This is a genomic window from Nocardia testacea NBRC 100365 (assembly GCF_000308775.1).
Taxonomy (GTDB): domain Bacteria; phylum Actinomycetota; class Actinomycetes; order Mycobacteriales; family Mycobacteriaceae; genus Nocardia; species Nocardia testacea.
Genome location: NZ_BAGJ01000267.1, coordinates 40,310 through 65,909 on the forward strand (window position 1 = coordinate 40,310; position 25,600 = coordinate 65,909).

27 protein-coding genes and 2 tRNA genes are annotated in these 25,600 nt (G+C 67.1%); 14 read left to right on the plus strand and 15 right to left on the minus strand.

Features of this window, described 5'->3' with window-relative positions:
• Positions 1-264: 264 nt before the first annotated feature.
• On the minus strand, positions 265-417 hold the full coding sequence (locus ON38_RS36720; protein WP_169333313.1) for a hypothetical protein: 153 nt from the start codon (positions 415-417) through the stop codon (positions 265-267).
• 889 nt (positions 418-1,306) lie between these two features.
• On the opposite strand from ON38_RS36720, the gene ON38_RS29690 reads away from it, so the two are divergent.
• Positions 1,307-2,014, plus strand: coding sequence for a TetR/AcrR family transcriptional regulator C-terminal domain-containing protein (locus ON38_RS29690; protein ID WP_373281262.1), 708 nt, complete (start codon positions 1,307-1,309; stop codon positions 2,012-2,014).
• Between the two features lie 7 nt (positions 2,015-2,021).
• Here ON38_RS29690 and ON38_RS29695 read toward each other — a convergent pair whose 3' ends face one another.
• Positions 2,022-2,765 carry a TetR/AcrR family transcriptional regulator gene (locus ON38_RS29695; RefSeq protein ID WP_039828393.1) on the minus strand — a complete coding sequence of 248 codons (744 nt, stop codon included), beginning with the start codon at positions 2,763-2,765 and terminating at the stop codon, positions 2,022-2,024.
• A 320-nt stretch (positions 2,766-3,085) separates the two neighbouring features.
• On the opposite strand from ON38_RS29695, the gene ON38_RS29700 reads away from it, so the two are divergent.
• The 6 genes from ON38_RS29700 to ON38_RS29725 all read left to right on the plus strand — a co-directional run bounded on the left by ON38_RS29700 (position 3,086) and on the right by ON38_RS29725 (position 7,911).
• A complete protein-coding gene (locus ON38_RS29700; RefSeq protein ID WP_039828394.1) occupies positions 3,086-4,420 on the plus strand; it encodes a fatty acid desaturase family protein in 1,335 nt (444 codons plus the stop codon).
• A gap of 10 nt (positions 4,421-4,430) precedes the next feature.
• The gene (locus tag ON38_RS29705; RefSeq protein ID WP_039828421.1) at positions 4,431-5,441 is read left to right on the plus strand and encodes a hypothetical protein; all 1,011 of its coding nucleotides are present in this window, start codon (positions 4,431-4,433) and stop codon (positions 5,439-5,441) included.
• A 114-nt stretch (positions 5,442-5,555) separates the two neighbouring features.
• On the plus strand, positions 5,556-6,008 hold the full coding sequence (locus tag ON38_RS34490) for a DUF5994 family protein (RefSeq protein WP_051165459.1): 453 nt from the start codon (positions 5,556-5,558) through the stop codon (positions 6,006-6,008).
• A 245-nt stretch (positions 6,009-6,253) separates the two neighbouring features.
• Positions 6,254-6,715, plus strand: a complete 462-nt coding sequence (locus ON38_RS36900; RefSeq protein ID WP_174372472.1) for a hypothetical protein — start codon at positions 6,254-6,256, stop codon at positions 6,713-6,715.
• Positions 6,716-6,877: 162 nt separating this feature from the next.
• A complete protein-coding gene (locus ON38_RS29720; protein ID WP_157181993.1) occupies positions 6,878-7,459 on the plus strand; it encodes a DUF5994 family protein in 582 nt (193 codons plus the stop codon).
• Positions 7,456-7,911 (plus strand): DUF5994 family protein, encoded by a 456-nt coding sequence (locus ON38_RS29725; protein WP_039828395.1) that lies wholly within the window; start codon positions 7,456-7,458, stop codon positions 7,909-7,911. The genes ON38_RS29720 and ON38_RS29725 overlap by 4 nt, the downstream gene beginning before the upstream one ends.
• A 690-nt stretch (positions 7,912-8,601) precedes the next feature.
• On the opposite strand, the gene ON38_RS29735 is transcribed toward ON38_RS29725, so the two are convergent.
• Positions 8,602-8,667: transfer RNA gene (locus ON38_RS29735), tRNA-Ser, on the minus strand.
• A 512-nt stretch (positions 8,668-9,179) separates the two neighbouring features.
• Between ON38_RS29735 and ON38_RS29740 the strand changes: the two genes are divergently transcribed.
• Positions 9,180-9,950: a hypothetical protein gene (locus tag ON38_RS29740; protein ID WP_039828397.1), complete on the plus strand. Its 771-nt coding sequence runs from the start codon at positions 9,180-9,182 to the stop codon at positions 9,948-9,950.
• A gap of 33 nt (positions 9,951-9,983) precedes the next feature.
• Here ON38_RS29740 and ON38_RS29745 read toward each other — a convergent pair whose 3' ends face one another.
• Complete coding sequence (locus tag ON38_RS29745) at positions 9,984-10,235, minus strand: helix-turn-helix domain-containing protein (RefSeq protein WP_051165462.1); 252 nt, start codon at positions 10,233-10,235, stop codon at positions 9,984-9,986.
• Positions 10,236-10,382: 147 nt separating this feature from the next.
• On the opposite strand from ON38_RS29745, the gene ON38_RS29750 reads away from it, so the two are divergent.
• From ON38_RS29750 to ON38_RS29770, 3 genes are all read left to right on the plus strand, one after another.
• Entirely contained in the window at positions 10,383-10,736 is a 354-nt protein-coding gene (locus ON38_RS29750) for a hypothetical protein (RefSeq protein ID WP_051165463.1), read from the plus strand.
• 287 nt (positions 10,737-11,023) lie between these two features.
• Complete coding sequence (locus ON38_RS37770; RefSeq protein WP_245564398.1) at positions 11,024-11,587, plus strand: hypothetical protein; 564 nt, start codon at positions 11,024-11,026, stop codon at positions 11,585-11,587.
• A gap of 206 nt (positions 11,588-11,793) precedes the next feature.
• On the plus strand, positions 11,794-12,465 hold the full coding sequence (locus tag ON38_RS29770; RefSeq protein ID WP_157181994.1) for a hypothetical protein: 672 nt from the start codon (positions 11,794-11,796) through the stop codon (positions 12,463-12,465).
• A 272-nt stretch (positions 12,466-12,737) separates the two neighbouring features.
• Here ON38_RS29770 and ON38_RS29775 read toward each other — a convergent pair whose 3' ends face one another.
• The 8 genes from ON38_RS29775 to ON38_RS29810 form a co-directional block, all read right to left on the minus strand.
• Positions 12,738-13,208, minus strand: coding sequence for a hypothetical protein (locus tag ON38_RS29775; protein ID WP_051165464.1), 471 nt, complete (start codon positions 13,206-13,208; stop codon positions 12,738-12,740).
• Between the two features lie 2 nt (positions 13,209-13,210).
• On the minus strand, positions 13,211-13,933 hold the full coding sequence (locus ON38_RS29780; protein WP_157181995.1) for a zinc metalloprotease: 723 nt from the start codon (positions 13,931-13,933) through the stop codon (positions 13,211-13,213).
• Positions 13,930-14,649, minus strand: a complete 720-nt coding sequence (locus ON38_RS29785; RefSeq protein ID WP_039828402.1) for a hypothetical protein — start codon at positions 14,647-14,649, stop codon at positions 13,930-13,932. The genes ON38_RS29780 and ON38_RS29785 overlap by 4 nt, the downstream gene beginning before the upstream one ends.
• Positions 14,650-14,697: 48 nt before the next feature.
• Positions 14,698-14,946 (minus strand): hypothetical protein, encoded by a 249-nt coding sequence (locus ON38_RS29790; RefSeq protein ID WP_039828403.1) that lies wholly within the window; start codon positions 14,944-14,946, stop codon positions 14,698-14,700.
• A gap of 222 nt (positions 14,947-15,168) precedes the next feature.
• Positions 15,169-15,600, minus strand: a complete 432-nt coding sequence (locus tag ON38_RS29795) for a hypothetical protein (protein WP_039828404.1) — start codon at positions 15,598-15,600, stop codon at positions 15,169-15,171.
• A 335-nt stretch (positions 15,601-15,935) separates the two neighbouring features.
• Positions 15,936-17,660: a hypothetical protein gene (locus tag ON38_RS29800; RefSeq protein ID WP_039828405.1), complete on the minus strand. Its 1,725-nt coding sequence runs from the start codon at positions 17,658-17,660 to the stop codon at positions 15,936-15,938.
• 105 nt (positions 17,661-17,765) lie between these two features.
• The gene (locus ON38_RS34495; protein WP_051165465.1) at positions 17,766-18,365 is read right to left on the minus strand and encodes an HNH endonuclease signature motif containing protein; all 600 of its coding nucleotides are present in this window, start codon (positions 18,363-18,365) and stop codon (positions 17,766-17,768) included.
• A gap of 2 nt (positions 18,366-18,367) precedes the next feature.
• Positions 18,368-18,571: a helix-turn-helix transcriptional regulator gene (locus ON38_RS29810; RefSeq protein WP_039828406.1), complete on the minus strand. Its 204-nt coding sequence runs from the start codon at positions 18,569-18,571 to the stop codon at positions 18,368-18,370.
• A 91-nt stretch (positions 18,572-18,662) separates the two neighbouring features.
• Between ON38_RS29810 and ON38_RS29815 the strand changes: the two genes are divergently transcribed.
• Positions 18,663-19,289 carry a hypothetical protein gene (locus ON38_RS29815; protein ID WP_157181997.1) on the plus strand — a complete coding sequence of 209 codons (627 nt, stop codon included), beginning with the start codon at positions 18,663-18,665 and terminating at the stop codon, positions 19,287-19,289.
• 92 nt (positions 19,290-19,381) lie between these two features.
• Positions 19,382-20,614 (plus strand): site-specific integrase, encoded by a 1,233-nt coding sequence (locus tag ON38_RS29820; RefSeq protein ID WP_051165467.1) that lies wholly within the window; start codon positions 19,382-19,384, stop codon positions 20,612-20,614.
• Positions 20,615-20,651: 37 nt separating this feature from the next.
• On the opposite strand, the gene ON38_RS29825 is transcribed toward ON38_RS29820, so the two are convergent.
• Together ON38_RS29825 and ON38_RS29830 are read right to left on the minus strand one after the other, a co-directional pair.
• Positions 20,652-20,724: transfer RNA gene (locus tag ON38_RS29825), tRNA-Arg, on the minus strand.
• A gap of 77 nt (positions 20,725-20,801) precedes the next feature.
• A complete protein-coding gene (locus tag ON38_RS29830) occupies positions 20,802-22,262 on the minus strand; it encodes a flavin-containing monooxygenase (RefSeq protein WP_039828408.1) in 1,461 nt (486 codons plus the stop codon).
• 571 nt (positions 22,263-22,833) lie between these two features.
• Between ON38_RS29830 and ON38_RS29835 the strand changes: the two genes are divergently transcribed.
• Positions 22,834-24,471, plus strand: a complete 1,638-nt coding sequence (locus tag ON38_RS29835; RefSeq protein WP_039828409.1) for a long-chain fatty acid--CoA ligase — start codon at positions 22,834-22,836, stop codon at positions 24,469-24,471.
• Positions 24,472-24,541: 70 nt separating this feature from the next.
• Here ON38_RS29835 and ON38_RS29840 read toward each other — a convergent pair whose 3' ends face one another.
• The gene (locus tag ON38_RS29840) at positions 24,542-24,934 is read right to left on the minus strand and encodes an SCO5389 family protein (protein ID WP_039828431.1); all 393 of its coding nucleotides are present in this window, start codon (positions 24,932-24,934) and stop codon (positions 24,542-24,544) included.
• Positions 24,935-25,600 lie beyond the last annotated feature (666 nt).

Below are 25,600 nucleotides of genomic sequence, written 5' to 3' on the forward strand. Positions count from 1 at the left end.
TGTCGACGGTTCACAGCCGTTCGCGGATCGGGAAATCTAGTTGACCTGCGGAAACGCGGTAGCAGGTTGTGCCCTCGGCGGGATTCGCAAAACATGGGCAAGTGGGAAACGCCTGGTCATAGTGGGCACCTACCGGATGTGACGACACCGGCTGGTCAGGGCATGTATCGATCAGGTTGTCACGGAAGGCTGTAATCATGGGGCGCCTCGGCGACGGTGGGCCAGTGCAGGCAACGCGAACAGAAAAGGCTATGGACCGTCGAATCAATCGGCGGCGATCGGGTGGTCGTGGCGCATGATTTCGTCCCACCAGCCGGCCAGTGGGCTGGGCTCGGGCCAGCGCACTACGGCCGGCTCAGCACCTGTCACAACGCTGGATGTGCCGCCTCGAACGGTATCGGCCTTGTCGCGTATCACTGCGTTCTCCTGTCATGCCCGCCAGACGCGGGACTTGCGGTGCGACCCCTTGCGGGGGACTACCTCGAACCGAACCCGACGTCGAACTGAACCGGAGCGGGCCGGTCCGGATGCTCCGCCGGTTCGCGTCACGCCGGCGCTCGGCCGGGCGAGTGCGGCGAACGGAGGAAACCGCTCGAAACAGTGCGGGTCTCGCCGATGCGCGCGGTATGAGATCACTGACCATGCCGCCGGTACCCCAGCGGATATCGGCTCCTGTATCAGCCGTGTAGAAGATGGCGGGCCGATAGTCCTCGAGTCGATATCAATCCAAGTAAACCCTGCGCAGAACCCGGCGTCAACTATGTAGGCCTACAATGGCTGATGGCAATGATTTTTCACAAGGCGAGGCGGCTGTCGACTCAGGGCTATACGACCCGTTCAGGGCTGTCCGACGGGGCTCCCGCCCCGTTTACGACGGCGACGGCATCGGCACTCCCGGCGCCTTCACATGATCGTGCCGAAAACTCGTCACCGAGCGCGAAGGTGTTGGCTCATGAGCATCACCGCGCACGGCACCGGCCGGATCGGATACGCGCCGATCGCACTCGGGCCGTCACGGACCGTTCCTCGTCCCCCGGTGCCGGGGAATGGGTTTCGCCATCTCGCGGCGGGATTTGCGTGGACCCTGTATTCGGGTACCTGCTCGCCGAACTTGTCACCGCCACGCAGCTGATGCCGGGGCTCGGCGCCGACGGTCGGCGGTTACCGGCGCTGGACGCGGCGCCCATCCTGTGCCTACGTTGTAGATCTACATTTCGGATATCAACCCGGAGAATGGAGCGCCTTCGTGATTGCCGACCCCTCGGGCAGCCGCAGGAAAGCCGGTGCCGGCCGCCGGGACAGTCCGGTGACCCGGGCGGCTGTACTTGATGCGGCGCTCGTGATCGTCGACCGCGACGGGATCGACGGGTTGTCGATGCGGCGCCTGGCCGAGGCGGTGGGTCGTGATCCGATGGTGATCTACCGGCATGTGCCGAACAAGGCGGCGGTGCTCGACGGTGTCGCGGAGGTGGTGTTCGCCGAATTGTCGGTCGATGCCACGGCCTCCGATTGGGTCGCCGAAGTGCGCCGCGTTGCCCGGGAGTTCCGGCGAGTGGCGTTGGCGCATCCGCGGGTGGTGCCGCTGCTGGTGACCCGGCCGCTGGCGACCCCCCTGGGGCAGCGCCCGCCGGCGGTGGTGCGGCCGCTGGAGGACATGCTCGCGCTGCTCACCCGAGCCGGGTACACCGTGGTCGACGCGTTGCACATCTATCGCGCGCTGTTCGGGTTCCTCTACGGGCACGTCCTCAACGAGTTGCAGGAGATCGTGGAGCGCCCGGAGGAGACCGATGACCTGCTTCGGCTGGGTTTGTATCGGCTGCCGATCGGTGAATTCCCGCTCGTCCGGGGTTTGGCGCCGGTGCTCGCGGCCTATGACGGCGCGGTGGAACTCGAACGTGGGCTGGACATCCTGCTGGCCGGCCTCGCGGCGACGATGCCCGGGCCGCATCCCGCGGCACTGCGGCCGGGTGACGCAGTCCTGCCGGGTCCGGGCGATGCGCCCGCGGCCGGGTGACGACGGGTCACCCCGGGTACTTCTGGCGTGGTGTAGCCGGGCGGATGGTGGTGGCGAGGCCGGCCAGCAGGGCGTCCAGGCCGCGTTCCAGTTCGGTGACACCGTCGTAGGCGGTCAACTGTGATGCGAGTCCGCGCAGGAGTGGGAACTCGCCGATCGGTAAATGGTGCAGGCCGAGTCGTAGCAGGTCCGTGGTTTCCTCGGGCCGGTCGACGATCTCCTGTACTTCGTTCAGGATGTGCCCGTAGAGGAACCCGAACAGCGCCCGATAGATGTGCAGGGCGTCGCTTCCGCTGCAATCGGCTCGGGTGAGCAGCGCGAGCATGTCCTCCAGCGGCCGCACCACCGTCGGCGGCCGCTGCCCCAGGGGGGTCGCCAGCGGCCGGGTCACCAGCAGCGGCACCACCCGCGGATGCGCCACCGCGAGTCTGCGGAAATCCCGGGCGACCAGGCGGAGCTGGTGGCGCCAGTCGGGGTCGGTGGAGTCGACAGTCAGTTGCTCGAGCACGAACTCGGTGACGCCGTCGAGGAGTGCGGCCTTGTTGGCGGCGTGCCGGTAGAGCGCGGTCGGGTGGTGGCCGAGGCGGTTGCTCAGGCGTCGCATCGACAACCGGTCGATGCTGTCACGGTCGATGATGTCGAGTGCGGCGGCCAGGATGGCCGGGCGGGTCAGCGGATGTGCACCGCGATTCTCCGTATGATCGTTCGGCCGGTCCCGCCCGTCGGACGGCCCGGCTCTCGTCTCGTTCATCGCACACGCCGCCTGTCCACCTTCTGTTGATAACAACGTAATTCTACATCGTAGACAGACGATGTATTTCCAGACTAGTCTGTGGACATAGCCGGGTTCATGCGTCGACCGGTCGGACGATCCGGACGGCCGCGGCCCGATACGCATCCGGAGACGGGACCATTTCGATGGCCACGACAAGCAAGATCACCCACCGAGTTCGGGCAGCGAAGGCGAACATGTGCGAGCGCTGACCCGCTTCTTGCGCGCGGGCAATGGGTGCAGGCGCCCGGCGTCGGCTCGGCCACGGCGCAACTCCCGGCGATTCGAGGGGATGAACAATGGCAATCACCGAAGTCGCTGTCTACGCGCACCTCCGCCCCGCTGATGTCGAAGCGCTCGGCCTCGAGCTCGACGCGATCCGACGGGACATCGTGGCGCAACGAGGCGCGCGGGACGCGGCCTATATCCGCCGCACCATCGCCCTACAGCGCGGGCTGGACGGGACCTCTCGTGTGGTCATCGCCCTCGGCCGGGGCGCAGTGTGCTGGGCGCTGGGAACCGCCGGACTGGCGGTGGCCAAGATCATCGAGAACATGGAACTCGGCCACAATATCTGCCACGGCCAATGGGATTGGATGAACGATCCCGAAATTCATTCCGGCACCTGGGAATGGGATATGGCGGGGTTGTCCTCGCAATGGCGCTACGCCCACAACTTCCGCCACCACGTGTACACGAACGTGCTGGGTATGGACGACGATATCGGTTTCGGTGTGATGCGGGTGACCCGAGACCAGCCGTGGCGGCCCCGGTTACTGTTGCAGCCGTTCCAGAATCTTCTGCTGGCGGCGGTGTTCGAATGGGGTATCGCTCTGCACGACCTGTATTCCGAACGTGATCGCGTCGCCACCCCCAGGGGAAAGGCTGCGGAGACCAGGGCGTTCGTGAAGAAGATCGGCAGACAGGTCGGCAAGGATTATGTGCTGTTCCCGGCGCTGAGCGGGCGGCGGTGGCGGCGGACCCTCGCTGCGAACGCGGCAGCCAACACCGCGCGCAATCTGTGGGCGTATGTCGTGATCTTCTGCGGCCACTTTCCCGACGGTGCGGAGAAATTCGATCCCGCCGTGGTCGAGGCGGAGTCGAAGGCGGAGTGGTATCTGCGACAGATGCTGGGTACCGCCAACTTCGACGCCGGGCCGATGCTCGCGTTCCTGAGCGGAAACCTCTGCTATCAGATCGAACACCATCTCTTCCCGGACCTGCCCAGCAATCGCTACGCCGAGATGAGTCACCGGGTGCGGGCGCTGTGCGATGAGTACGACCTCCCGTACACCACCGGCCCCCTGCTGCGCCAATATCTACTCACCCTGCGCACCATCCTCAAACTCGCTTTGCCGGACAGCTTCCTGACCGCAACGAGCGACGATGCGCCCGAAACGGCCTCGGAGAAGAAGTTCCACGGTCACGACGCCCGGGGGGACGGCCGATCCGGCAGCAGCGAACTCGGTGCGACCGGCCGACGTGGCCTGCGCTCGGCACTGCGCGCGTTGGCGGCGCAGTCGAGGCCCGGCAGACGAAGAAAGGCGGAAAGGCGCAGCTTCGAACAGGTGGACCTCCCGGTACCTACCCGGAAACCTGCGGTGGCCCGTGGTGTTCATCGCGCGACGGGGTGAGGAAGTACGCATGAATACGATCACCGTTTCCTACGCCCATCTGTTCCGGCTCAGTGACGAATGCGGGGTCTTCGAGCACGCGAGGCTCATCGAGCCCCTCGTCGAATACGGCTACTGTGTCGACGATGTCGCCCGCGGTCTCGTCGTCGCCGTTCGCGAAACCGAACCCACCCAACAGTTGCTCGACCTCACCAAGGTGTACTTCGACTTCGTAGTCGATGCGCTCACTCCGGACGGGCGTTGTCACAATCGGCGCGGATCGGACCGGCACTGGCAGGACGAACCGAGCCTTGACGACCACTGGGGCCGCGCATTGTGGGCCCTGGGAACGGTCGTCGCGAACCGGCCCGATCTGGCGCGGACCGCGCTGGCGCGTTTCACGGCCGCTGCCCGGCAGCGGCCCGCGTCTGCTCGTGCGATGGCGTTCGGCGCATTGGGTGCGGCCGAGGTTTTGCGTGTTGATCCGGTGAACCACTGTGCCCGTGACTATTTGGACGATACGGCGATGTTGATCGGTGCGCCGACTCGCAGGTTCGACTGGCGGTGGCCCGAGCCGCGGCTGGAGTACGCCAACGCCGTACTGGCAGAGGCGTTGCTCGCGGTCGGCTCGGTACCCGGCAGAGAACGTATACAGGCGGATGGATTGGCGATGTTGCGCTGGTTGCTCGAGACCGAGACGGCCGGCGATCACCTCTCCGTGACTCCGGTCGACGGCTGGGCGACCAGGGAGCCCCGGCCCGGCTTCGATCAGCAGCCCGTCGAGGTCGCGTGCCTGGCCGATGCCTGCGCCCGGGCCTACGACGCCACGGGCGACCAACGCTGGAAGGCCGCCGTCATGCTGTGTGAGGCGTGGTTTCGTGGCGCGAACGATATCGGTATCTCGTTGCTCGATCCGGAGAGCAACGGCTGCTCCGACGGGCTGGAGCGCACGGGACGCAACGAAAACCAGGGCGCCGAGGCGACACTCGCGCTGCTCTCTACTCAGCAGCAAGCTCGGCGGTTGGCGCCAGAGCCGTCGTAACCGATGCGCGGACCGGCAATCCCTCGCCTGTCGATCAGACGCCTCGGACGCGCGCCGGTCCCGAACCGAATCACCATGACAGGCCGCAGCACGGCCGCGACAGGAGTGTCGATCATGACGTCACAACCGAACGCGTTCGACGCTCGTCGGCAGGAGTGGTCGACCCGCCGCGTACGGCTGGAGTTGGGTGCCGCCGACGAGAGAGCCGATGGTGTCTGGTGGCCGCACAGCCGCGACCTCGTCGCCGAACTCGCGGGTCTGTTCGCGGCGCTGCAGCCCGGATTCGGGCCGGTCCGGCGCGTGCTCTATCACATCGACGAGTGGTCCACCGCACCAGGTGAACTGGAAAGCGGCGGCCGGTGTGTTCGACTCGACGGCTACCGGCGCCGGCAGGCGCGCACTCTCGATATCGTCGGGGACGGCGCTACGCTGACCCTTCGGCTCATCACTCCGGTCGCCGCCACGAGCGCGGGGCGGCCGCTTAGGGATTCCGGAAGCGGGGCAGGGCCCGAAATCGAGGGATGGCTGAGGGCGCGGCGGAAAGCTGCGCCGCAAAGTGGCCCGTGAGCTGGCCGGACCCTGCGGCGGCCCGACTTCCGGGCGTCGGCGCCGGTATGCGGCAGTGTCCGGCGCTGTCGAGATCGGCCGGGCCCGCCGCGTCGCGCCGGCCGGCGGACGACGGCGTGAGCCGCGTTCTGTCCACAGGACCCCATACGGGCGGTGGGGTCGGCTGCGCACCGTAGACCTACACTGTTGACACCAGGGTCGGAGCGGAGTCTACTGGAAGTACCCAACAGATCCGAGGGATCGCCATGATCGTCATCATCGGACTCCTCATCCTTGTCGCCGCTGTACTCGTCGGTGTCGCGGGAGTGTTCGCCAACAGCGGCTCTGCGCACACACTGACCGACAACTTCGCGGTGTTCGGCTACCACGTCACCGGCTCCACCGGGGTGCTGTTCCTCTATGGCATCGTGGTCGGCGGTGTCGGAATCGCCGGGCTGGCATTGCTGCTGGCCGGGGCTCGCCGTAGCGCCCGCCGTGGACGTGCCGCCCGCCGCGAACTCGAAGCAGCGCGTCGCGACAACTCTGCCGGCCAGGCGCGCCCACCGATCGGCGCGGAGCGGGGAGCCCCCACCTACTACACCCACACCGGTACCACCGATATCGCTGGTGAGGGGCCCGGTTACGCCGCCGCACCGTACTCCGGTCCTCAGCCCGCACACCGCCGCCGCGGTTTGAGCCAGATCTTCGGTCGAGCAGGCACTCGATAGCCGGGGCGCTCCGCGCGGCGCGGAAGCCCGGCCACCGAGGCCCGTCGGCCACCCGTCGTACCGAGATCTCATCCGAGGCCGGGCACTTCGCGTGATCTTCCTCGGAGCTTCACCCACCCTTCAATGAGCAGGGGCCCCTCGGTCCCGGTCAGGAGCGTCGCGATGACGCTGCAACACGAGCAGATCCGTCTGGATCGCTCTACCCGCTTCTCCCTCTGCACCGGCCCGCAGCCGGCATCGCGGCGGCGACCGACACCGCGACGCGGGACAGTGCACGGTGCCTGGTGGCCGCACACCGACGATCTGGTCGCCGAACTGGCCGCTCTCGATGTCGAGGCGCTACAGCGCGGGCGAGTTCGCCCGGTCGATCGCATCATGTACAACACCGACGATTGGCAACCCGCGCCGAAGCGGACGACGCTCAGCGGACGTTCGGTTCGTCTGGCCGGCTATCGGCATCTACCCGCGCATACCGTCTGTGTCCTCGGTGTGGACCGGACCCGCCTCGTGCTGCTGGTGATACCCCCGCTCACCGGGCCCGCGACCGCGCAGGCGCTGCTGTCCGCCGCGTCCCGGCCCGGCAACGAACTCACCGCCCGCGAACTGGTGGCGGACACCGGTCGGCAGATGCTCGAGCACACGCAGAACGCGGACGCGTTGCTCCGCTGGGACGACGAAGGTGGCCGAGTCCTGGTCCCGGCGGGCAGCACCTTCACTCAGGTGACTCCGAGGAGGTCGGTATGAAATATGACCCGCAGACCACAGGTTCCGGTCGATTCCAGGCCACGACAGGCGGCGGACAACCGTTCGCCACACCCACCCGCACACCGCGTCTACTGCTCGGCGCGCCCGCGCAACGTCCCGAAGGCGTCGACGGTGCATGGTGGCCCAGAACCGACAACCTCACCACCGAACTGCACGATCTGATCAGCGCCCTCACCACACGACTGGGGGTCACCACACGGATCGCCTTCGACTGGAATGCACTGAGCCTGTCCCAGCGGGGCATCGATGCGCCCGACGGGATCGAGGTCACCGGACCTCTGCCGGACCAACCGGCCACGGTGATGTACGTATTCGGCCTGCACGATCGGTGCTTACGATTGCTGGTGATCGATCCCGCCACAACTGCGGCCCGCGCCGAAGCGCAGATGCGCGCCGCCGTCCGCCCCGTCGCGGACCATTCGGAACAATGAACGGGCTTTTTCCGGAGCGGCGGTGAACTCCCCGGTTGCCCATGTTCTGCGTTTCCTGGACGGCTCGTACTGGGAGGTCACTCGACCTGCGCGACGGCCAGGGCGTGCACGGAACCACTGATCCGGGAACACATCCGGGAGACCCCTGCTACACGAGTTCGCCCCACGCGGCAGCCCGTCCGAATGCTGCTTCGGGAGCGGGCGTGTGGCCGGGCGCGCGGGAAGTGGACGCCGACCGGGGGACGTTTATCCGGTGCTCGAATGGCTATACCGGCGGTGCCGGAGGTGGGTTGAACAGTCAGCTTCTCTCTGGACCTGCCGTTGGTGGCCGGTGCCGTGCTCGAGCAGCCCGAGGCTGCCGGCGGCGGGGTTGATGACCACCACCAAGCAGATCGGCGCGGCGCTGGGGTTGGCGGTGCTGATCACGGTGGGCCCCAGGTGGTCTGGAGGGCTACAACCGGGCGTTCCCGTGATCGCGGTGGCGATGGTGGCGGCGGCCGCCACGGTGCTGCTTCCCCGCCCACCGCGATATCGCCGACCCCGGCCGGTAGGTGACTTCCGGGCCGGGCCCGGGTCAGGGGTGGGGGCGTGCGTGCGTCGAGGAGTTCGCCGAATTCGTTGGTGTTTATTCACAAGCCTGCTGAGGATCGGAAAATCCTGTTGACCTGCGGAAACGCTGTCGCAGGTTTGTGCCCTCGGCAGGATTCGAACCTGCGACACCCGCTTTAGGAGAGCGGTCCACCTGGATTCGGGAGCTGCGGACCCGGTGTCAAAACCCTCTCTACCAGGGCGAATATGTGAACAGGTGTGAGCCGGTGTTAGCCAGTGTGAGGCTAGTTTGTAGTCACGTTGTAGTCAGCGAATATGGCGCTGAACTGGTAGTACGCAGGTCTCTGTAGCTACAGCGCTACCGGCCCGCAGGGCTCGGCTCTCCGAAATCGAACACAGGGGCGAAGGCCCGGGACGCCACGATGGGTTCCGGGCCTTCGTTCGTCCGCCATCGCACCCCCGCCGCCTAGACTCAGGATTGCTCCGAGTTCAGATATGTATCGGTAGCGCTGCCGGATAGCCCGAACGGCCTCCAGTCCTTCACGGACCGGAGGCCGTTTGCGTGCCCGGGGTCTCTGCGCAGCCCGGCCGTACCGTCCGGTGCAGGGCGCGGCCTACCATCCCTCTCCTTCTGTCTCGGGGGCCGCGCCCGTTCTCGTCCTCCGGCGGCTGCGGTATCCGCTCATACCCTCCAGGCAAGAGACCAGGAGGCCATCACCATGACGAACCCGTTGCCCGCCGTGAGATTCGAGGCACCGCCGCTCGCACCCGCCGGGCACGGGCTGTACGCCGCAGCCACCGTGTTCGACCTGAACGAACCCGCGCGGCTACTGGGCGGCGTGCGCGTAGAGCCGTACAACTGCGACACCGGGGCCGGGACGTACAGCGCCGACCTGTGTGACGACGATCCGGCGGTGAAGGCTGCCGGGGAGCGCGGCGAACCGCTGGTGTTCAACCCGATGGTGGTCTACGCCGCGTCCGAGTGCTCTCCGGATCAGACGGAGCAGGAAGTCATGGACCGGGCCGCGCATACCCGCCGCCTCCATGAGCCCTTGCTCGTCGAATCCGCCTTCGCCGCCCGGCTGTTGACCGACGCCGGAGCGCCCACCGTGGTGCCCGATCTGGCGACCGCTGTCGGCGTGCTCGAGGAGTTCTTGGGCGAGCAGGGATACACCGGGTACATCCACGCGGCACGGCGCTGGGCAGCGGCAGCGGGCGACCTGAAGGCGACCGGTAGCGGCGCGCTGATGCGCACGAACCTTCAGAACACCTGGGTGTTCGGCGGCGGCTACGCGGACGCGCTCGGGGACACCCTCATTGCCACCGGTCAGCTGTTCGTCTGGCGGTATCCGCCGTTCGAGCACGTGGTGACGGTAGGCAGCAGCGGTACCCCGGAGTTCAACAACAGCGTCTACGCGCTCTCGGAGCGCATCATCACCGTGGCCTACGAATGCGCAGTAATGGCCGTGCAGATCGATCCGACTCCGTAGGTCCGGGCGATTGCCGGCCGAATTCGGTGAAGGTTATCGGCCGTCCGCGACGGTCACCGTGACCGTCATGCCCTCGCTCAGCAGTGTGCGCGGGTCGACGTCCAACGTCTCCGCCAGCCGCTCCAGGGCGTCAAGCGAGAGGTTCGTCAGGCCGCGCTCCATTCGGCTCGCATATGTCCGATTGACCCGTAAAACCTCATCGGCGAATCGCTCCTGGCTGAAGCCGCGCGCTACCCGGATGCGGCGCACGTTGCGCCCGACGATGACGCGCAGGGGATCAGACATGGTGCATCTGACTGTGCCCATTCGGTCGCTTGAGGTCTACGCATCTATACGTGCGTCGCCTGATATGTAACGGATTCCGTGCGTATTCGTATCCGCCGGTGAATACTCATACGTGTTCGATATGCGATCGAGACAGGAGTTTCACCGATGACCGACAAAGACATGGGCGGAGTCCATCCGCTGGACACGCGCCCCGCCGCGCTGGGCTGGATCAACGCAGACGTGAGCGCCGCACCGGACCGGGACAAGGCGGCGGTACAGCAGCTGGCCGACCGGCTCGGGTACCGGCTGGTGTGGCCGGATGAAATCTCCGTGCTGCCGGTGTCCGCGCAGCTCCACAGCCTCGGGGCAGACACGGTGCTGATGCCCGCGCCGGATCACCTCGGGCCACTGGAGCTGAGCCGGGTCATGGAGATTGCCGACGTGGAGACGGTGCACCCGCGCCTGTCCTTCGCCCGCTGGTCGATTGCCGGTGCCGTCGCGGAGGCCGGATCGTGCTGAGCCTGATTGCCGCACTGGCCACCGCTGCTGCGCTCCCTGTCGCGGTCCTGGCGTGGTCCGCCGTCATGCCGTACCACGGGACCGGCAGCGCGGCGCGGCGAGCGCCGGACGTACCCCGCCGGACCACGGCCGGGAACTGGCTCATCGCGGAGCGGCCCATCACGGCACGCCGCGCGCCAGGGAGGTAGTGCAGCCCGTGCAGGAAACAGAGCGGAGGCACGGCCGGGAGCTATCCGGCCGTGTCTCCGCCACCAGAGATTAACCAGACAACAGAGGAGACACACGCCATGAACGACAAGCAGGCCGCGAAGCTGGCCCGGCGCAGGCGGACCAACCGCAACATCCTGATCGTGCTCGGCGTACTGCTCGCCGCCCTCCTGCTCTGCGCCGGATTCGGCGCGCTGGTCAGCCCGACCGATGCGGCCGAGCAGCCGCCCGCACCGGCCACGGAGGTATCCGCCGCCCCGGAGGCACCGCTCGAGGCGAAGGCGCCGCCGGTCACCGCCGCCCCGGTGCCCGGGACGTACTCCGATCCCCGGTGCGCTCCGGCGAGTGATGCCGTGGTGGCCCTGGTCGCGGACGGGCTCACCGAGGCCGGGCACAGCCTGACCAACGGAACCGTGGTGGAGGGCAGCGGCGTGACCTTCTTCGGCGCGACGACCGTCGAGGCCTCCGGCCGGATGGTGAACCGGTCCGATGTATGGGTAATCCGCGACGGAGCGGTATACGCCTCCACCGGCGGCGCGCGGCACGGCTCGATCTTCCCGAAGGTGTCCGCCGTGCTGGATATCCTCCCGAATGACGAGCTGGTCCAGCTCGCGGATACCTGCGTGATCGACCTGACCCGCTGACCCACCGCCCTCCAAGCGCCCCGGCCCTGATGATCAGGGCCGGGGCGTTCTGCTGTTACCCGGCCGCGATCGGAATCGAATCCGAGAATTGAGCGCGGAGAGAAAGCGCTACCGCGTCGTGGTCCGGCGGAACGGGGGCGGCGATTTCGACCCCCATACCCGGAAAGGACGCCGGGCTGTTCAGGGTCGGTCGCCAGGCTGTGCCCATGACGGGAACAGCCAAAGTGAAGCCGCCCAAGAACAACGCGGAGTGGGCGCGGAACACCGAGAAGCGGCTGAACTCGGCGGAGCACCCGACCTCCATGCGGGTGGGTGCATGGACCATCTCTACCCATCCGGACACCGGAGCACTGATCGCGAGCAATGTGAACGGCGGAAGCCTGATCTTGGCCGAGCCGCCCGCGCCGAGTGATACCGCAGACCCGGATGCCATCACTACCGACGTGGCGCAGGTGACGATGACCCGCACTGCACTGCAAGCCATCCCGGCCGGGGGCGCACTGGTGCAGTGGGACGGCAGCCTGTCCGAGATCGGGCAATGGACCTCCGGCGGCAGCGGGACTCAGGTCGTGGAAGCCATCACGGTGCCGATCTCCGGGGTCTACCAGCTCTCCTCCACCGTGCACTGGGAAGTAGGCAGTATCGCCGCCACCATCGGCATCCGGGTCGATGGCGTCACCGTGATCGCGGGCCGGTATGTGGAGAGTTCCGGCATCGTGTGGCCGTCCTCGATCGCCGTGGGGGAACTGCCCCTTGAGGCCGGGTCCAGCATCTCCGTTATCGCGCTGCCCGGGGCTGCCCGCAATATCGGAGCGTCCACCCTAGGCACTCCGGCTATCCCCTCGACGCTCTCCCTGCACCTCATCGCCCGGGGCTGACCCCGGGGGCCGAAAACGGCCAACCCTCAACCACAGGTCTAGCCTCCGGAGAAGCCGCACGCCGGGCAGCGCAAGGGCAGGGATATACCGCCCGGCCGGAGGTCCAGGCGCAGCCGTACCGGCCCCGGCATCCGGCGGCCTAAAGCACGGATTCCTAGCCTCCGGTAAGTGAACCTTACCGGTTGTTAGACGATGGTTGAGGTTTTGGATCGGCCCTGGTCAACAGCAGAACACCCCGGCCCGATGATGATGGGCCGGGGTGTTCTGCGGCTTCAGGTGTTCGCCCACGGTTCGGCCGGGTCGTCCGGCTGCGGCGGTGCGGCGAACGCCCGGTCTAGGCCGAGTTCGCGCATATCCGCCTGCACGCGCGTGGTGAGCTCCAGCTGAGTCACGCCCTCGGCCTGGACCTGAACCCGTTGCGGGGCGGACAGGCCGTGCAGACGGGCCCTGCGGTCGTGCAGCCGGGCGGCGACCTCAATGGACTTCACGTCTCCGGCCATCACGCCGGGGAACGCCTTCAGCCACAGCAGATCGAGCCGCGCATCCTCGATCTTCCGCAACTCCTCCGCCGCATGGGACTCTTGCCGGTCGAGGACGGCTTGCACCGCCCGGAATGCGCCGCTCCTGTCGGAGTACCCCAGACGCTCCGCGATCTGGTCATACGCAAGCCCGGCGAGACGCAGCCTCAGCGCTTCGGTCTGCCGGGTCCGCTCCTCCGGCTGCGCGATATCCGGTTTGGCCATGGTCAGACCTCCTCGTCCTCCGGCTGCGCGGACCTCACGCCGCAGGCCCGTCCGCCGATTGCCGGCCGAATCGTGGCCGGGTCGATCCGCTGCCGGTGAGCCCAGCGCACCAAGTCGAGATCGACGCCGGGCCGGACTCCGAGAGCCAGGTGGATATCCAGGTTCCGCGCGGAGCCGTTGCGGTACAGGTGCGCGGCCAGCCGCCGGATCGCAGGCATAGCGAACCGGACAGCGCTCTCGATCTCCCTCGGCCTCCGGCCGCCCATCAGGGCCTTGTCCTCCGTGCTCAGGTCCGCCAGCGTGGCCGTGACCGCGTCCTGCGGCGGCTCGCCACTGTGCACGAACAGCAGTTCGGCATACGGTCCGGCCCAGCCGATACCGACATGGTGCTGCGGCTCGGCGTCGGTGAAGGCCACGCGGCCCTCGTCGGCCGATGCCAGGCACTCGGTGATCCGGGCACCGGCCAGCACCGCCATGACCGCGTGCCCTGCCTCATGCACACAGTTCGCCACCCGTGCGTACTGGGCATCACTCAGATCGGACAGCCTGCGAGGGCCAGCAGGCTTCACGGAGCGCGGGGCGGCGGGAGGCTTCACCGGTCCGGCAGCGGCGGTCATGGACATGGTGCTCTTGCCCCTTCCGAGGTTCTGCTGGAACCGCTGAAGTGCGGCCCCGATCTCGGCAGCGCTCTGCGCCGGACGGCCGGGGCGTCGGGTCGGATTCATCGGGAAACCTCCATCGTGTTGCCGCCGATCTTCCGGGCCTGCCGTGCATCGGCGAACGCTGCGAGTTCCGCGCGGTGCCGCTCCCGCAGCTCCGCCAGCTCGGCGGAGTGCCGGTCCCGCAGCGCCTCGAACGCGCGGCCCTCATCGCTCGGCGGTTCCGGCCGGTCGGTGGTGTGCGCAGCCTTCAGCGCATTACGCAGGGCCCGCGCCTCCCGGTCGATATCCCGCAGCCGGTCCACCAGCCACACGCCGATGGGGTCACCGGCCACCACTCGGTTCGGCCGTGCCAGCTCGCCGCTCAGCGCCTCATCCAGCGTCCGGGCAGCATCTACCAGTGCCACGGCCCACGCGCCGCTCAGGACCGAATCGGGGCCGGACTCCGGTACATCCGGTGCGGAGCGGCGGACTTCCCGCGCGACGGCGGCCAGAATCTCAGCAATGGCGTGCCCGGCCTCCCGTACGCGCCCGGCCCAGCGCGCCGGGCTCGGGTCGGCGGTGATCTGCGCGGGGATTCCGGAGAGGGCCGCTGCCACTTCCGCGCTCAGGCTGAGCCGTTCGTCATAGACGACGCTCAGGCCCCGGCGGCGGCGGTCGCGCTGGGTCTTGAGGGAATCCGCGGAATGGTCGTGGGGCCGGATATCCACCGCGCGGCGGCGGATCGGGAATCCGGCCCGGTCGGTGGTCGGCACTCCGCGCTCATCGACGTTCGTGAACATGTTGTGTCCCTTCGTGCAATTGGTTGACAGATGTGATTGACGTCTCGGCTAGGAAATTTCGGCCGGGAAAGCGCAGGTAGACGGCCAGCGGTCGGTCCACGTGTGGCCGCAGCGCGGGCATTCGTAGTCGCAGATCACCTGCTTCGCGCCCGGCCGCCAGGTGATGGCGGACTCGGAGGTCGCCGCCTCCCTGTACCCGCAGCCGTACAGCAAGCAGTCGGGGCAGTAGGACGGCAGCCAGCAGATTCCGAAGTCGATCGGCTCGGTGACCGGCGGGGCGTAGGTAGAGGGCATCATGGTCAGGGTTCCTTTTCTGGTGTGGGTTCCGGCCCCGGGCGATTCGCAGCGCCCGGGGCCACTCGCGTTACGGGGTGGGGTGCTCGGTCTCCGGGTCGCTCTCCGACGGGGTCCCGGGGCTCAGCAGCGGCCAGAGCCCGCGCTCTTTCGCGACGGCCCGCGTGCGTTCCTCCGGGGTCCCGGGAATCCGGATACGGCGCTGCCCCGGAGGCCGGTGCTCGCTCACCATGTGCGATCACCGGCGACTACCCAGCCGTCCGTGCGCAGCCGCTCCGCCAACCGGCCGGAGAGGTAGGAGGCGATCCGCCAGCACTGATCGCGGGACGACCACCGGGCCTCCGTGGGGTCGCTCGTGAGTCCCCGGATCACCCGGCTCAGCGCCTGTGTCTCAGCGGTCCGCACGGCGTACTCCACAGCCAGGGAATCCCGGACGAAGACTGCGATCCGGGGCGTAGCGGCGAACGGGTCGCGTACGGGCTGGACGGCAGGCACAGAGCCGGGGACGGGCGCCGCCGCCCGGGGCCGGTGAAGCTGCGCCGCCAGCGCGCTCAGCCGGTTCCGCAGCTCCTCCTCGATCAGACTCGGGCCGGACAGCAGAGCATCACTCTCCGCTGCCAGCCGGGCACGTACGGCCGTGGTCCCGGTGAGGGTCATTGCGCAGCTCCGATCAGTCGTATGTGACATGCCACTGTGAGTTGGTTGAGGGGTCTGGGTGAGTGCGCAGCCGTCCGCCCGTCCCGCAGCACAAGGCACGCAGCCCGTGGGTGGGGAACGGGGAACCGGGGGAACTCTGCCCGCGTGTGATTCTGAGAATTCGGACAACACACGGAAGGCGTGTAATCGCTCTACCTGCATAAATAGATAGATTTCTTTCATGTCCCTATAGAGCGCATGCAGGGGGTCGGGGGAACTGTTCCCCCAGTTCCCCCAGTTCCCCCGCAGGTCAGTGGGGGAACTGGGGAAAGCTTTCGGGCTGTGCAGTCCTGAAATCATGCGAGGCCGATCCGCGTACGCCCCGGGTCGGAAACGACCTGTCCGGCGGTGATCAGGTTTTCGAGTGCCTGCTGTGCCAGTCCTCGCTCCGCCCCCTTGAAGGCTTTGCGGTGAAGTCCGTCCACTCCGGACTTCTTGGACCACTGCACCGGAGCCTTGTTCTTCGGCAGACGCGAGAGAATGCGATCCCCGATGCGTTGCAAGGTGTCATCGGCCTTCGCCACAGCGGCGGCGGTAGCAACAGCCCGGAGCTGCGACGTGTGCGCCTTCCGCTCCTCCTCTTCGGCCTTCTGCTCCCGCGCCCATTCCGCCGCGTCCTCCTGTACGGCTACGGAGGCCGCGAACAGTGCTTCGGCAAGGTCCCAGTCGTCCGGCAGCACGAGCCCGTTCCACTCCCGGTCCGAGTCCGGAGTGAGGCAATCCAGAATGACGAGTAGGGCGGCGGTGCGGGCGACCATCGCCGGTTTCTGACCTTCATATCGGCCGACCTCCAGCAGTCCGCGCCGCCGCGCGATAGCGGCTACCCGGACGGCGCGGCGCAGCTCCGGGCACAGCTCCATCCCGCCCGTGGGCAGCGGGCCGACCTTCAGGACGCCGGGGTCATCCGGCACGTCATCGATATCCGGCGCGTACGGGTCCGTCACCGAGCCGAACAGGAATCGCTGAGGCGTACCGGCCTCGACCTCGGCGTCCGACAGAAGACGGGACAGAACCTCGCGCTGGAAGCCGACCGCCACCCCGAGCACGCAGTCCTTGACGTTGCGGAACGCCTCCTTGCCCGCGTTCGCCTGCCCCTCCAGCTCACCGGACCAGGCCGAACGCAGAGCCGGGGCCAGCGAGGACCCGGAATAGACCATCTGGGCCAGCATCTCGCCGCCCTCGTCCTTGTGCAGGAACAGCTTGTTCCGGACCTGCTCCTGCCGTGCACCCTTCGCCGCCCCCGCCGGAACTCCCATGTACGCCTGCGCGATCCCGGGGCCGGAGCCCATGCCGAGCATGCGCGGCACCTCGGCAGCGTCATGCGGATCTACGGACAGGGTGACATGCAGGAGCCGCTTCGCGGCCTTGTAGTCCGAGGACTTGCCCGACCCGGAGGTAGCGACGAGGCCCACGAACATGTTCAGCGGCAGCGGGCTCTTGATTCCGGTGTTCAACGTCACGGACGGCTCCATATGTGCGCTGAGCAGCGCCAGCACCGACAGCAGGACACCGTGCGGTGATTCGTCCCGCGCGTGCGCGGCCTGCCGGATATGCCGCAGGAATCCGCGCCGCTCCCAGAACTCCCGGGGAAGGATCATGCCCACCGGTGGAGTTGACGAACGGTGCACGGCCTTGGCCGCTTCCAGCTCCGCTACCTTCGCCCGGTACGTGTTCGGGTCGTCATGGCCGTTCTCCGCACACCAGGCGGCCTCCGCCTCCGGGGTGGTGGAGAAGTCCGGCAGAGCCTTGTTCAGGGCCGCAAGAGGGACCCACGGAAGGTCGTAGAGCGGCGTGTCCTCTTCCAGGGTGTCCGCCCAGCCCACGGACTCGTAATCCGCGCGCAGCACGCCCAGACCATCGGCACCGAGGATGCCTTCCAGTCCACCATCCAGCCCGGCATGGTCGCACAGCTCCTGTACGTGCTCTCCGTGCACATAGATGGTCGGAGGCTTCGCGGAGCTGGAACCGGTATTACTGCCAGCGATGGCGAATGGATCGGTAAGATCGGGCTCAGAGTTCATGGGATTGCCTCTCCCTTTCCGGCCCCCCGGTATCGATCACCGGGGGGCCGATTCATTTGTCCAGACCCGTTGCCATGCAACGGGTTACGTGCGTTGTGGGCAGATTCAGGCGGCAGCGGAGTTCAGCAGCGTGGTGATACGCGCGACCTGCTCGGAGGTGAGCGGCGGGGCCTCCGCCACTACCCGCTCGATGTAGTCGGCGTACTCGGTACGTGGGTCCGGGGTAGCGACGGGCGGCGGCACCAGAGGCGGCGCGGTGGGCCGGGCTTGATATTCCGTGCGCCTTCGTTCCCGCGCCGCGTCGTAGCAGGCCCGGCACTGGAAGTGGCCGGCCGAGGTCGGCCGGGCGTTCTCTCCCTCGATCCGGTGCCCGCGCTGGCACGCACCGGTGCGCCACGTGATCTGAGCCGGGCTCATGCCGCGCCGCGCGTTCTCGGTCCGGGTCACAGGCTCCAGGTGGGCCGGATTCACGCAGTGCCGGTGACGACACCCTCGCTCGTGAACATGGTCGATGACCAGGCCGTCCGGAATGGGGCCGACCCAGGTCTCATATGCGGCCCGGTGAGCTCGCAGAATCCTGCCCCCGAAGGAGATTTGGCCGTATCCGCTGGGGTCCGTGCTCAGTTGCCACAGCCAGCATCCCGTTTCCGGATCGACCTGGATATTGGCCGTGAGCTTTTCCTCGATCGAGGAGTGCCGGGCCATGATCACGCCCCCGGCCGGACGGTGTGCGCGTCCAAGTACGCCTCGATGTCGTCGGCCCGGTAGCGGATGCGGCGGCCGATCCGGACGTAGGGCAGGCCCCGGTCTGCCGACCGGTCCTGCCGCAGCGTGCCGGGACTGGTGCCGACCAATTCGGCGACCTCGCGTTCGGTGAGAAGTTCCGGCAACTTGTGTGCAGCAGCAGTCATTTCGTGCTCTCCGTAGGTATCTCGTGGTGCCTTCCGGTCTCAGAATGCCGGAGATTGTGATACGAGAGCTATGGCTTGTAGTATCAATTTCATGGATCACACCCTGATACCAAATGGCGGGGAACGCGGCACCGTGAAGGCGGTTCGGCTACCCGAGCCCGGACGAGGGGAGGGCGACCCGGTGAGAGACAAGAGCCTTCCCGCGCTGAACAGCCCCGTCGTCGTAGAACTCCACGGTCACCCGCACCGGTATGTAGTGCGGGCGGTGCCGACCGACGACGGCCCCGTGCTGGCAGAGCTGCGCGTACTCGGAGACGGGCCGACGCTCGATCACGACGCGCTCGCATCCGTCTCACCGCGCCGCCTCGCCTACGCGGCCATGCAATGGCTGAGTTCCGGCGGCGGACTGTGGGGCACCCCCGGTGATACGCCGGACGTTTATGCGCAGCCGGAGAATGCCGATGCCTTCCGGCATTACAACAAGCTCTCCGAGGAACTTCTCGAAGAAGTGGCGGCGCACGTCATCACGGCAAAACAGCACGGAAAGCCCGTACGGAAATACGTCGCGGACAAAATGCACAAGAGCATTCCCACCGTCGCTCGGTATATCCGCGATGCGAAAGCGGCGGGATATCTCTCCGATGCTCCGTTGCCCAAGGTACGGGAGCAGCCGGAGTACGACCCCGCGACGCAGCTCCGCCCGGATCAATCATCTTGATATGCCACGGAACCCGTGTTGCGGATCTATCAAAATGATAGTTCCCGCAGCTCAGGAGCTACATAGAACACCACCACGAGAGAGATAGGCCAATGGCTTCCTTCGAGCAGTACACCAACAAGGCCGGACAGAAATTCTGGCGCGTCCAGTACCGGAATCCAGCAGGAAAACTCACCGGCAAGCGTGGATTCAAAACGAAGCGCGACGCGAAAAATTGGGCAGATGAGAACGAACACGCGATGAAGACGGGCGGCTACGTCGCGCCATCCGCGTCCCGCGTGAAGTTCTCCGAGTTCGCGGAAAACTGGTTCGCGGGCAAGGTGAACCTCGCACAGTCCACGCGCAGCCGGTACCGGGGCGTCCTCGACACTCATCTCATCCCGGAGTTCGGCACCGCCGCCCTCGGGGATATCTCCCATGAGTGGATTCAGGGATGGATTGCGCGCAGCGTTGCACAGCCGGACACGCAGCCCACGGGCAAGAAAGCGGCGAAGCCCGCCGGTAAGACGGTCAAGCCCGCCACCGTGCGGAAGAACATCACCGTGCTGAACCAGATTCTCACCGAGGCGGTGAAGCGGCGGCGTATCGCCGTCAACCCGGCCGCCGACGTGGAATTGCCGAAGGCCGAACATATCGAGAAGCGATATCTGGCCGCCGCTCAGGTGCCCGCACTGGCGCGGGCTGCGAGCGTGCTCACGGCCGACCCGAAGAAGGTGGGCCAGGGCCGGTACACCTCGCTGGCGCGAGCTGCGGAGGGTAGGGGAGTGCTGGTCTACGTTCTGGCCTATTGCGGGCTCCGGTTCGGTGAGGCGGCGGCGCTGCGCGTTACCGACGTGAACGTGCTCCGCTCCCGGCTCCGTATCCATCGGTCCGTCACTCAGGTGAACGGGCACATGGTGTTCAGTGCGCCGAAGAACGGCAAGGCGCGTGATGTGGTGATGCCCAAGTTCGTTGCGGAGATGGTCAAGAAACAGATTGACGGGCGCGGCCCGGATGAGTTGGTGTTCCCGGCCGCCAACGGTGAGCCATTGCGGCTGCGTAACGTCCGGCGCGACTGGTGGAACCGTGCGGTGAAGGATTCCGGTGTACCTGCCGGGTTCACGCCGCACGAACTCCGGCACACCGCCGCATCACTCGCGATCCGGGCCGGAGCGTCCATCAAGGTGCTTCAGCGGATGCTCGGACACGCCTCCGCCGCCCTCACGCTGGACCGATACGGGCATCTGTTCGAAGACGAACTCGATGGTGTTGCCGACCGGCTGGACGCGCATCACTCGGCGGAATGTAGTCAGGATGTAGTCACGGGCCTGAAGTTGGTCAAGTGAGTGTGGCGGATCAGGTCTCTGACCTGCGTGTTCTCTGTGCCCTCGGCAGGATTCGAACCTGCGACACCCGCTTTAGGAGAGCGGTGCTCTATCCCCTGAGCTACGAGGGCCCGGGCCGTGGCCGGTGGGCAGAGTCTACCGGGTCACCCGCTCCGGGGCCGCATCGTGGGGAGCGGCCCCGGTCAGGTCAGGCCGCACGGCTGGTCTCGTAGTCGGTGGGGTCGAAGCGGCGGGTCTTCCAGCGGTAGAGGACCGTGGCGCCCGGCCAGTTGTTGGTGATGCGGCCGGAGGCGTTGCGGTACCAGCTGGAGCAGAAGTTCCAGGGGGTGTCCTTCAGGCGCTTCTGTAGCCAGTCGTCCCAGCGCTGCTCGGTTTCCGGGCGGGCGGCCAGGCCGCGGCCGGGGTTGTCGCGCAGGTATTCGACGGCCTGGCGGATGTAGCGGGCCTGCGCTTCCAGCATGTAGACGATGGAGCCGGAGCCGACGTTGGTGTTGGGGCCGTACATCATGAACAGGTTGGGGAAGTGCGGCACCGAGACGCCGAGGTAGGCGCGGGCGCCTTCGGCGGCCCAGGTGTCGGCGAGTTTGCGGCCGCCGGTGCCGTAGATGTTCATAGGGGCCAGGAATTCGGTGCCTTTGAAGCCGGTGCCGTAGATGATGACGTCGACTTCGTGGTGGATACCGTCGGCGGTACGCACACCGGTGGGGGTGATCTCGGTGATGGGGTTGGTCTCCACAGTGACGTTCGGCCGGCTCAGGGCGGGGAAGTAGTCGTTGGAGAAGAGAGCGCGTTTGCAGCCGGGGGCGTAGTCGGGGGTGAGTTTCTCGCGCAGGATCGGGTCGGGGACCTGGCGGGTGCGGTGGGCTTCGGCGACCTTCACAACGGGTGCCTGGATGCCTTGGAGGTCGGTGAGGGCCAGGGCCATGACCTCGAAGAACATCCACCAGCCGAAGCGTTCGGCCCAGCGGACCGGGGGCAGGTACTTGAAGACGGCGTGGTGGCGGGGGGCGTAGGCGGCGTCGGCCTTGGGCAGGACCCAGGCGGCGGAACGCTGGAAGAGGGTGAGGTGTTCGGTGATCGGCTGGATGCGCGGGATGTACTGGATGGCGCTGGCACCGGTGCCGATGCAGGCGACGCGTTTACCGGTGAGGTCGACGGAGTGGTCCCATTCGGCGGAGTGGAAGGCGGGGCCGGTGAATGTGTCGATCCCGGGGATGTTCGGCATGGCGGGCCGGGAGAGCTGGCCGACGGCGGAGATGAGGACGTCGGCGGTGAGCCGGTCGCCGTCGGTGGTGCGGATCTGCCACTTCGCGGCGGACTCGTCGTATTCGGCGTCGCTGATCTCGGTGGAGAAGCGGATGTGGCGTTCGAGATCGTATTTGCCGACCACGCGACGCATATAGGCGTGGATATCGGCCTGCTCGGAGAAGCGGCGGGGCCAATCGGAGCGGGGCTCGAAGGACCACGAATACAGCGGGGACGGCACATCGCAGGCCGCGCCGGGGTAGGTGTTCTCGCGCCAGACGCCGCCGAAGTCCTGGGCGCGTTCGAGGATGGCGAAATCTTTCACGCCGGAACGCAGGAGCTCCAGTCCCATACCGAGCCCACCGAAACCGGCTCCGATGATGATGATCGACGGCGATGTCATGCTCTCAGAGTAGGCCGGGCGGCGGTGCCACCGAAGAGAACGACGGTCAGTGGATCGAGATTTTCGGCCACGGAAATCGGGCTCCGGGTGTCGTGCGCGTGCATATGTAAGCGAGCGCTCGCAAGGGTTGGCGTTAGTGGCGTGAGTGGGTGAATCCGGTGGTCCACGGGCTTTTGAGCTGCGGATATTCGTCCCATCAATGGGTCATGAACCCGGCTCGTGTCTCGTTTGGATGTCATTTCGTTATCTGACTTGGCAGCGGGCCGGAATCCCCGTTATCACAGTGAGGTGCTCGGCGGCGATGGCGCAGTGCCGGTGGCCCGCAGGGGGCGTCGCGGGCATTGCGTTCCATCCCGCCGTCCGGCGTCGACGATCCCTTCCGCTCACTGCCGCGCTGACCAGTGCAACCGGTGAATCCGCCCGGTTTCCTTCTACCTTCACCGCGCTCGGCTACTCCACGGTAGTGTTCGGCGGTGTGATGTGAGTCATGTCCGTTCCTGTGTCTCACAGGGGCGTGACCGTGGCCCACCGCGCAACCGTCCGCCGCCCAGATGAGTTAGGGGTATTTCCGATGTTGAGCACCATGATGGACGACCAGCTGTCATTGGCCACGCTGCTGCGCTACGCGTCCACCTTCGTCGGCGATTCCACGGTGTCCACCTGGACGGGGGACGGAGTGCGCACCATGACCTACCGCGAGGTCGGGGCCGACTCCGCCCGGTTGGCCAACGCGCTCACCGATCTGGGCATCGGTGAGGGCGACCGGGTCGGCACGTTCATGTGGAACAACAACGAGCATTTCCTGGCCTATATCGCGATCCCGGCGATGGGTGCGGTGCTGCACGCGCTGAACATCCGGCTCTCGGCCGAGCAGTTGATCTTCGTGGCCAACCATGCCGAGGACCAGGTGGTACTGGTGGACGCCAGCCTGTTGCCGATGTTCGCCCAGTACCTGCCGCATCTGAAAACGGTCCGGCATGTGATCGTGGTGAACGGTGACGTCGCGGCGCTGACCGCGCCCGAAGGCGTGACGGTGCACGATTACGCCGAGCTGCTGGCGAAATACCCGGCCGAGTTCGACTTTCCGGTGCTGGACGAGCGCTCGCCGTCGTCGATGTGCTACACCTCCGGCACCACCGGCGACCCGAAGGGCGTCGTCTACTCCCATCGGTCCAACTGGCTGCACGCCATGCAGGCGACCACGCCCTCGTCGATGGGGACGCGCAACGACGACACCATGCTCGCGATCGTGCCGCTCTTCCACGCCAATGCGTGGGGGTTGCCCTACACGGCGTTGCTGACCGGGGCGAACCTGCTGATGCCGGACCGGTTCCTGCAGCCGGGGCCGCTGCTGGAGATGATGGCCGCGGTGAAACCGACCTTCGCGGCGGCGGTGCCGACCATCTGGGGCGGGGTGCTGGCCGCGCTGGAAGCGCATCCGCAGGACATCACGCATCTGCGTTCGGTGGTGGTGGGCGGGGCGGCCGCGCCGCCGTCGATGATGAAGGCGTTCGAGCAGAAGCACGGGGTGCGGGTGGTCCACGCCTGGGGGATGACCGAGACCTCGCCGCTGGGCAGCGTGGCGCAGCCGCCGCAGGGCGTGACCGAAGAGGAGGCCTGGGCCTACCGGGTCACCCAGGGCCGGTTCCCGGCCGCAGTGCAGGCCCGGCTGGTCGGCGACGACGGGAACGTGGTGCCCAACGACGGCAACTCGCTGGGCGAGGTCGAGGTCCGCGGGCCGTGGATCACCGGCTCCTACTACTCGCCGGACGGGGCGGCGGTGGATCCGGGCAAGTTCGACGACGGGTGGCTGCGCACCGGGGATGTGGGCAAGATCAGCCCGGACGGCTACCTGACGCTGGTCGACCGGTCCAAGGATGTGATCAAGTCCGGCGGTGAGTGGATCTCCTCGGTGGATCTGGAGAACGCGGTGATGGGGCATCCCGCCGTGGCCGAGGCGGCGGTGATCGGTATCCCCGACGAGAAGTGGGACGAGCGCCCGCTGGTGGCGATCGTGCCGGCCGAGGGCGCGTCGGTGGAACCCGCGGAACTGCGCGAATTCCTCGCGGATCGTTTCGCGAAATGGCAGCTGCCGGAGTACTGGACCTTCATCACCGAGGTGCCCAAGACCAGCGTCGGCAAGTTCGACAAGAAGCGGCTGCGGGCCCAGCACGCGGACGGTGAGCTGATCGTCACGACCGTGCACTGAGAGCGCGCGGGCCGGGTTGCCGGCCGGATGCGCGGTCCCCGGCGCGGATTCGCGCCGGGGACCTGCCGGATCAGCAGTTACGCAGTTCCGGGCTCTGGTTGAGCAGCTGGTTGCGGGGGCTGATGAAGCGGCTGTAGGTCTCGCCGCCGACGGCCGACAACGGGAACGCCGCCACCCGGTGGCAGTTCTGGAACGCCAGTTTGACGCCGAAGTGCCGTTCCAGGCCGCCCCGGATGGCGTCCGAGGCCAGGGCGCGCAGCAGCTGGCCGCGCGCCGTCTCGTCCGGCGGGGCCACTTCGTTGTCGGCGAATTCCGCGGTGCCGGAACCGAGTTCGCCGGCCACGCGACTGACGACCTCCCACGCGTAGGGCAGCGAGTTGCGGACGCATTCGACGAATTCGGCGTCGGTCACATCACCGCGTTCGGCACGTTCCAGTAGAGCGGTGGGGACATCTAGGGACACGGCGACCTCCTGGGTCAACTGGTCTTGCGGCTGAAGGTGCGGAAACCCGCGTGCAGATCTGCCGGGTCGAGTCTAATCGAAATTGGTTGTCAATAGCAGTGAATTGGTAGTGAAAGTCGTTCGGCGGGCGGGGCTTTGGTGGTAGCCGGTTCATTGCTGTCTTCGTCACCTTGCCGGTCGGCCGCGATCGGCGGGCGTTTTCGCGGGCGGAGGTGGGGGGTTTGCCGTGGGGTGACCGCGTCCGGTGGAGGCTGCCGTGAGAAGCTCGCAAATATTACGAAAAAGACAGTGTTCACAACTGGGTCTGCGGACTGTATTACCCAACTGAACTGCGCTTTTACCGGAAAGGTTGCGATATGGTCACGGGCCGGTAGAGTTACCGTCACAACGGATGCCGAAACGTTACGTTTACCCGGCTCGAGTAGCTGGATCCGTGCACGGCGTTCGACCCTGATGACCGGATAGCGAGGACGGACCTTTGGCGCACCATCGATTAGGCCCCAGCTCCATCACCGTTATGAGCCTTGTCGGTGACGATGTGCAGATCCGCCCCGCCGTCACCGCGCCGCCGCCACCGCGGCCGAAAAAGGTCCGCGCCGCTGCCGGAGCCGCTGTCGCGGCCGGCGCACTGATCGGCACCGCTTCCCAGATCGCTCCCCGCCATCG

What these genes read in the sequence shown, in the direction of transcription:
- ON38_RS29695 (WP_039828393.1), bottom strand. Translation starts at nt 2,765, where the DNA reads ATGAACGAGACGAGAGCCGGGCCGTCCGACGGGCGGGACCGGCCGAAC.
- ON38_RS29700 (WP_039828394.1), top strand. Translation starts at nt 3,086, where the DNA reads ATGGCAATCACCGAAGTCGCTGTCTACGCGCACCTCCGCCCCGCTGAT.
- ON38_RS29705 (WP_039828421.1), top strand. Translation starts at nt 4,431, where the DNA reads ATGAATACGATCACCGTTTCCTACGCCCATCTGTTCCGGCTCAGTGAC.
- ON38_RS34490 (WP_051165459.1), top strand. Translation starts at nt 5,556, where the DNA reads ATGACGTCACAACCGAACGCGTTCGACGCTCGTCGGCAGGAGTGGTCG.
- ON38_RS36900 (WP_174372472.1), top strand. Translation starts at nt 6,254, where the DNA reads ATGATCGTCATCATCGGACTCCTCATCCTTGTCGCCGCTGTACTCGTC.
- ON38_RS29720 (WP_157181993.1), top strand. Translation starts at nt 6,878, where the DNA reads ATGACGCTGCAACACGAGCAGATCCGTCTGGATCGCTCTACCCGCTTC.
- ON38_RS29725 (WP_039828395.1), top strand. Translation starts at nt 7,456, where the DNA reads ATGAAATATGACCCGCAGACCACAGGTTCCGGTCGATTCCAGGCCACG.
- ON38_RS29740 (WP_039828397.1), top strand. Translation starts at nt 9,180, where the DNA reads ATGACGAACCCGTTGCCCGCCGTGAGATTCGAGGCACCGCCGCTCGCA.
- ON38_RS29745 (WP_051165462.1), bottom strand. Translation starts at nt 10,235, where the DNA reads ATGTCTGATCCCCTGCGCGTCATCGTCGGGCGCAACGTGCGCCGCATC.
- ON38_RS29750 (WP_051165463.1), top strand. Translation starts at nt 10,383, where the DNA reads ATGACCGACAAAGACATGGGCGGAGTCCATCCGCTGGACACGCGCCCC.
- ON38_RS37770 (WP_245564398.1), top strand. Translation starts at nt 11,024, where the DNA reads ATGAACGACAAGCAGGCCGCGAAGCTGGCCCGGCGCAGGCGGACCAAC.
- ON38_RS29770 (WP_157181994.1), top strand. Translation starts at nt 11,794, where the DNA reads ATGACGGGAACAGCCAAAGTGAAGCCGCCCAAGAACAACGCGGAGTGG.
- ON38_RS29775 (WP_051165464.1), bottom strand. Translation starts at nt 13,208, where the DNA reads ATGGCCAAACCGGATATCGCGCAGCCGGAGGAGCGGACCCGGCAGACC.
- ON38_RS29780 (WP_157181995.1), bottom strand. Translation starts at nt 13,933, where the DNA reads ATGAATCCGACCCGACGCCCCGGCCGTCCGGCGCAGAGCGCTGCCGAG.
- ON38_RS29785 (WP_039828402.1), bottom strand. Translation starts at nt 14,649, where the DNA reads ATGTTCACGAACGTCGATGAGCGCGGAGTGCCGACCACCGACCGGGCC.
- ON38_RS29790 (WP_039828403.1), bottom strand. Translation starts at nt 14,946, where the DNA reads ATGATGCCCTCTACCTACGCCCCGCCGGTCACCGAGCCGATCGACTTC.
- ON38_RS29795 (WP_039828404.1), bottom strand. Translation starts at nt 15,600, where the DNA reads ATGACCCTCACCGGGACCACGGCCGTACGTGCCCGGCTGGCAGCGGAG.
- ON38_RS29800 (WP_039828405.1), bottom strand. Translation starts at nt 17,660, where the DNA reads ATGAACTCTGAGCCCGATCTTACCGATCCATTCGCCATCGCTGGCAGT.
- ON38_RS34495 (WP_051165465.1), bottom strand. Translation starts at nt 18,365, where the DNA reads ATGGCCCGGCACTCCTCGATCGAGGAAAAGCTCACGGCCAATATCCAG.
- ON38_RS29810 (WP_039828406.1), bottom strand. Translation starts at nt 18,571, where the DNA reads ATGACTGCTGCTGCACACAAGTTGCCGGAACTTCTCACCGAACGCGAG.
- ON38_RS29815 (WP_157181997.1), top strand. Translation starts at nt 18,663, where the DNA reads ATGGATCACACCCTGATACCAAATGGCGGGGAACGCGGCACCGTGAAG.
- ON38_RS29820 (WP_051165467.1), top strand. Translation starts at nt 19,382, where the DNA reads ATGGCTTCCTTCGAGCAGTACACCAACAAGGCCGGACAGAAATTCTGG.
- ON38_RS29830 (WP_039828408.1), bottom strand. Translation starts at nt 22,262, where the DNA reads ATGACATCGCCGTCGATCATCATCATCGGAGCCGGTTTCGGTGGGCTC.
- ON38_RS29835 (WP_039828409.1), top strand. Translation starts at nt 22,834, where the DNA reads ATGTTGAGCACCATGATGGACGACCAGCTGTCATTGGCCACGCTGCTG.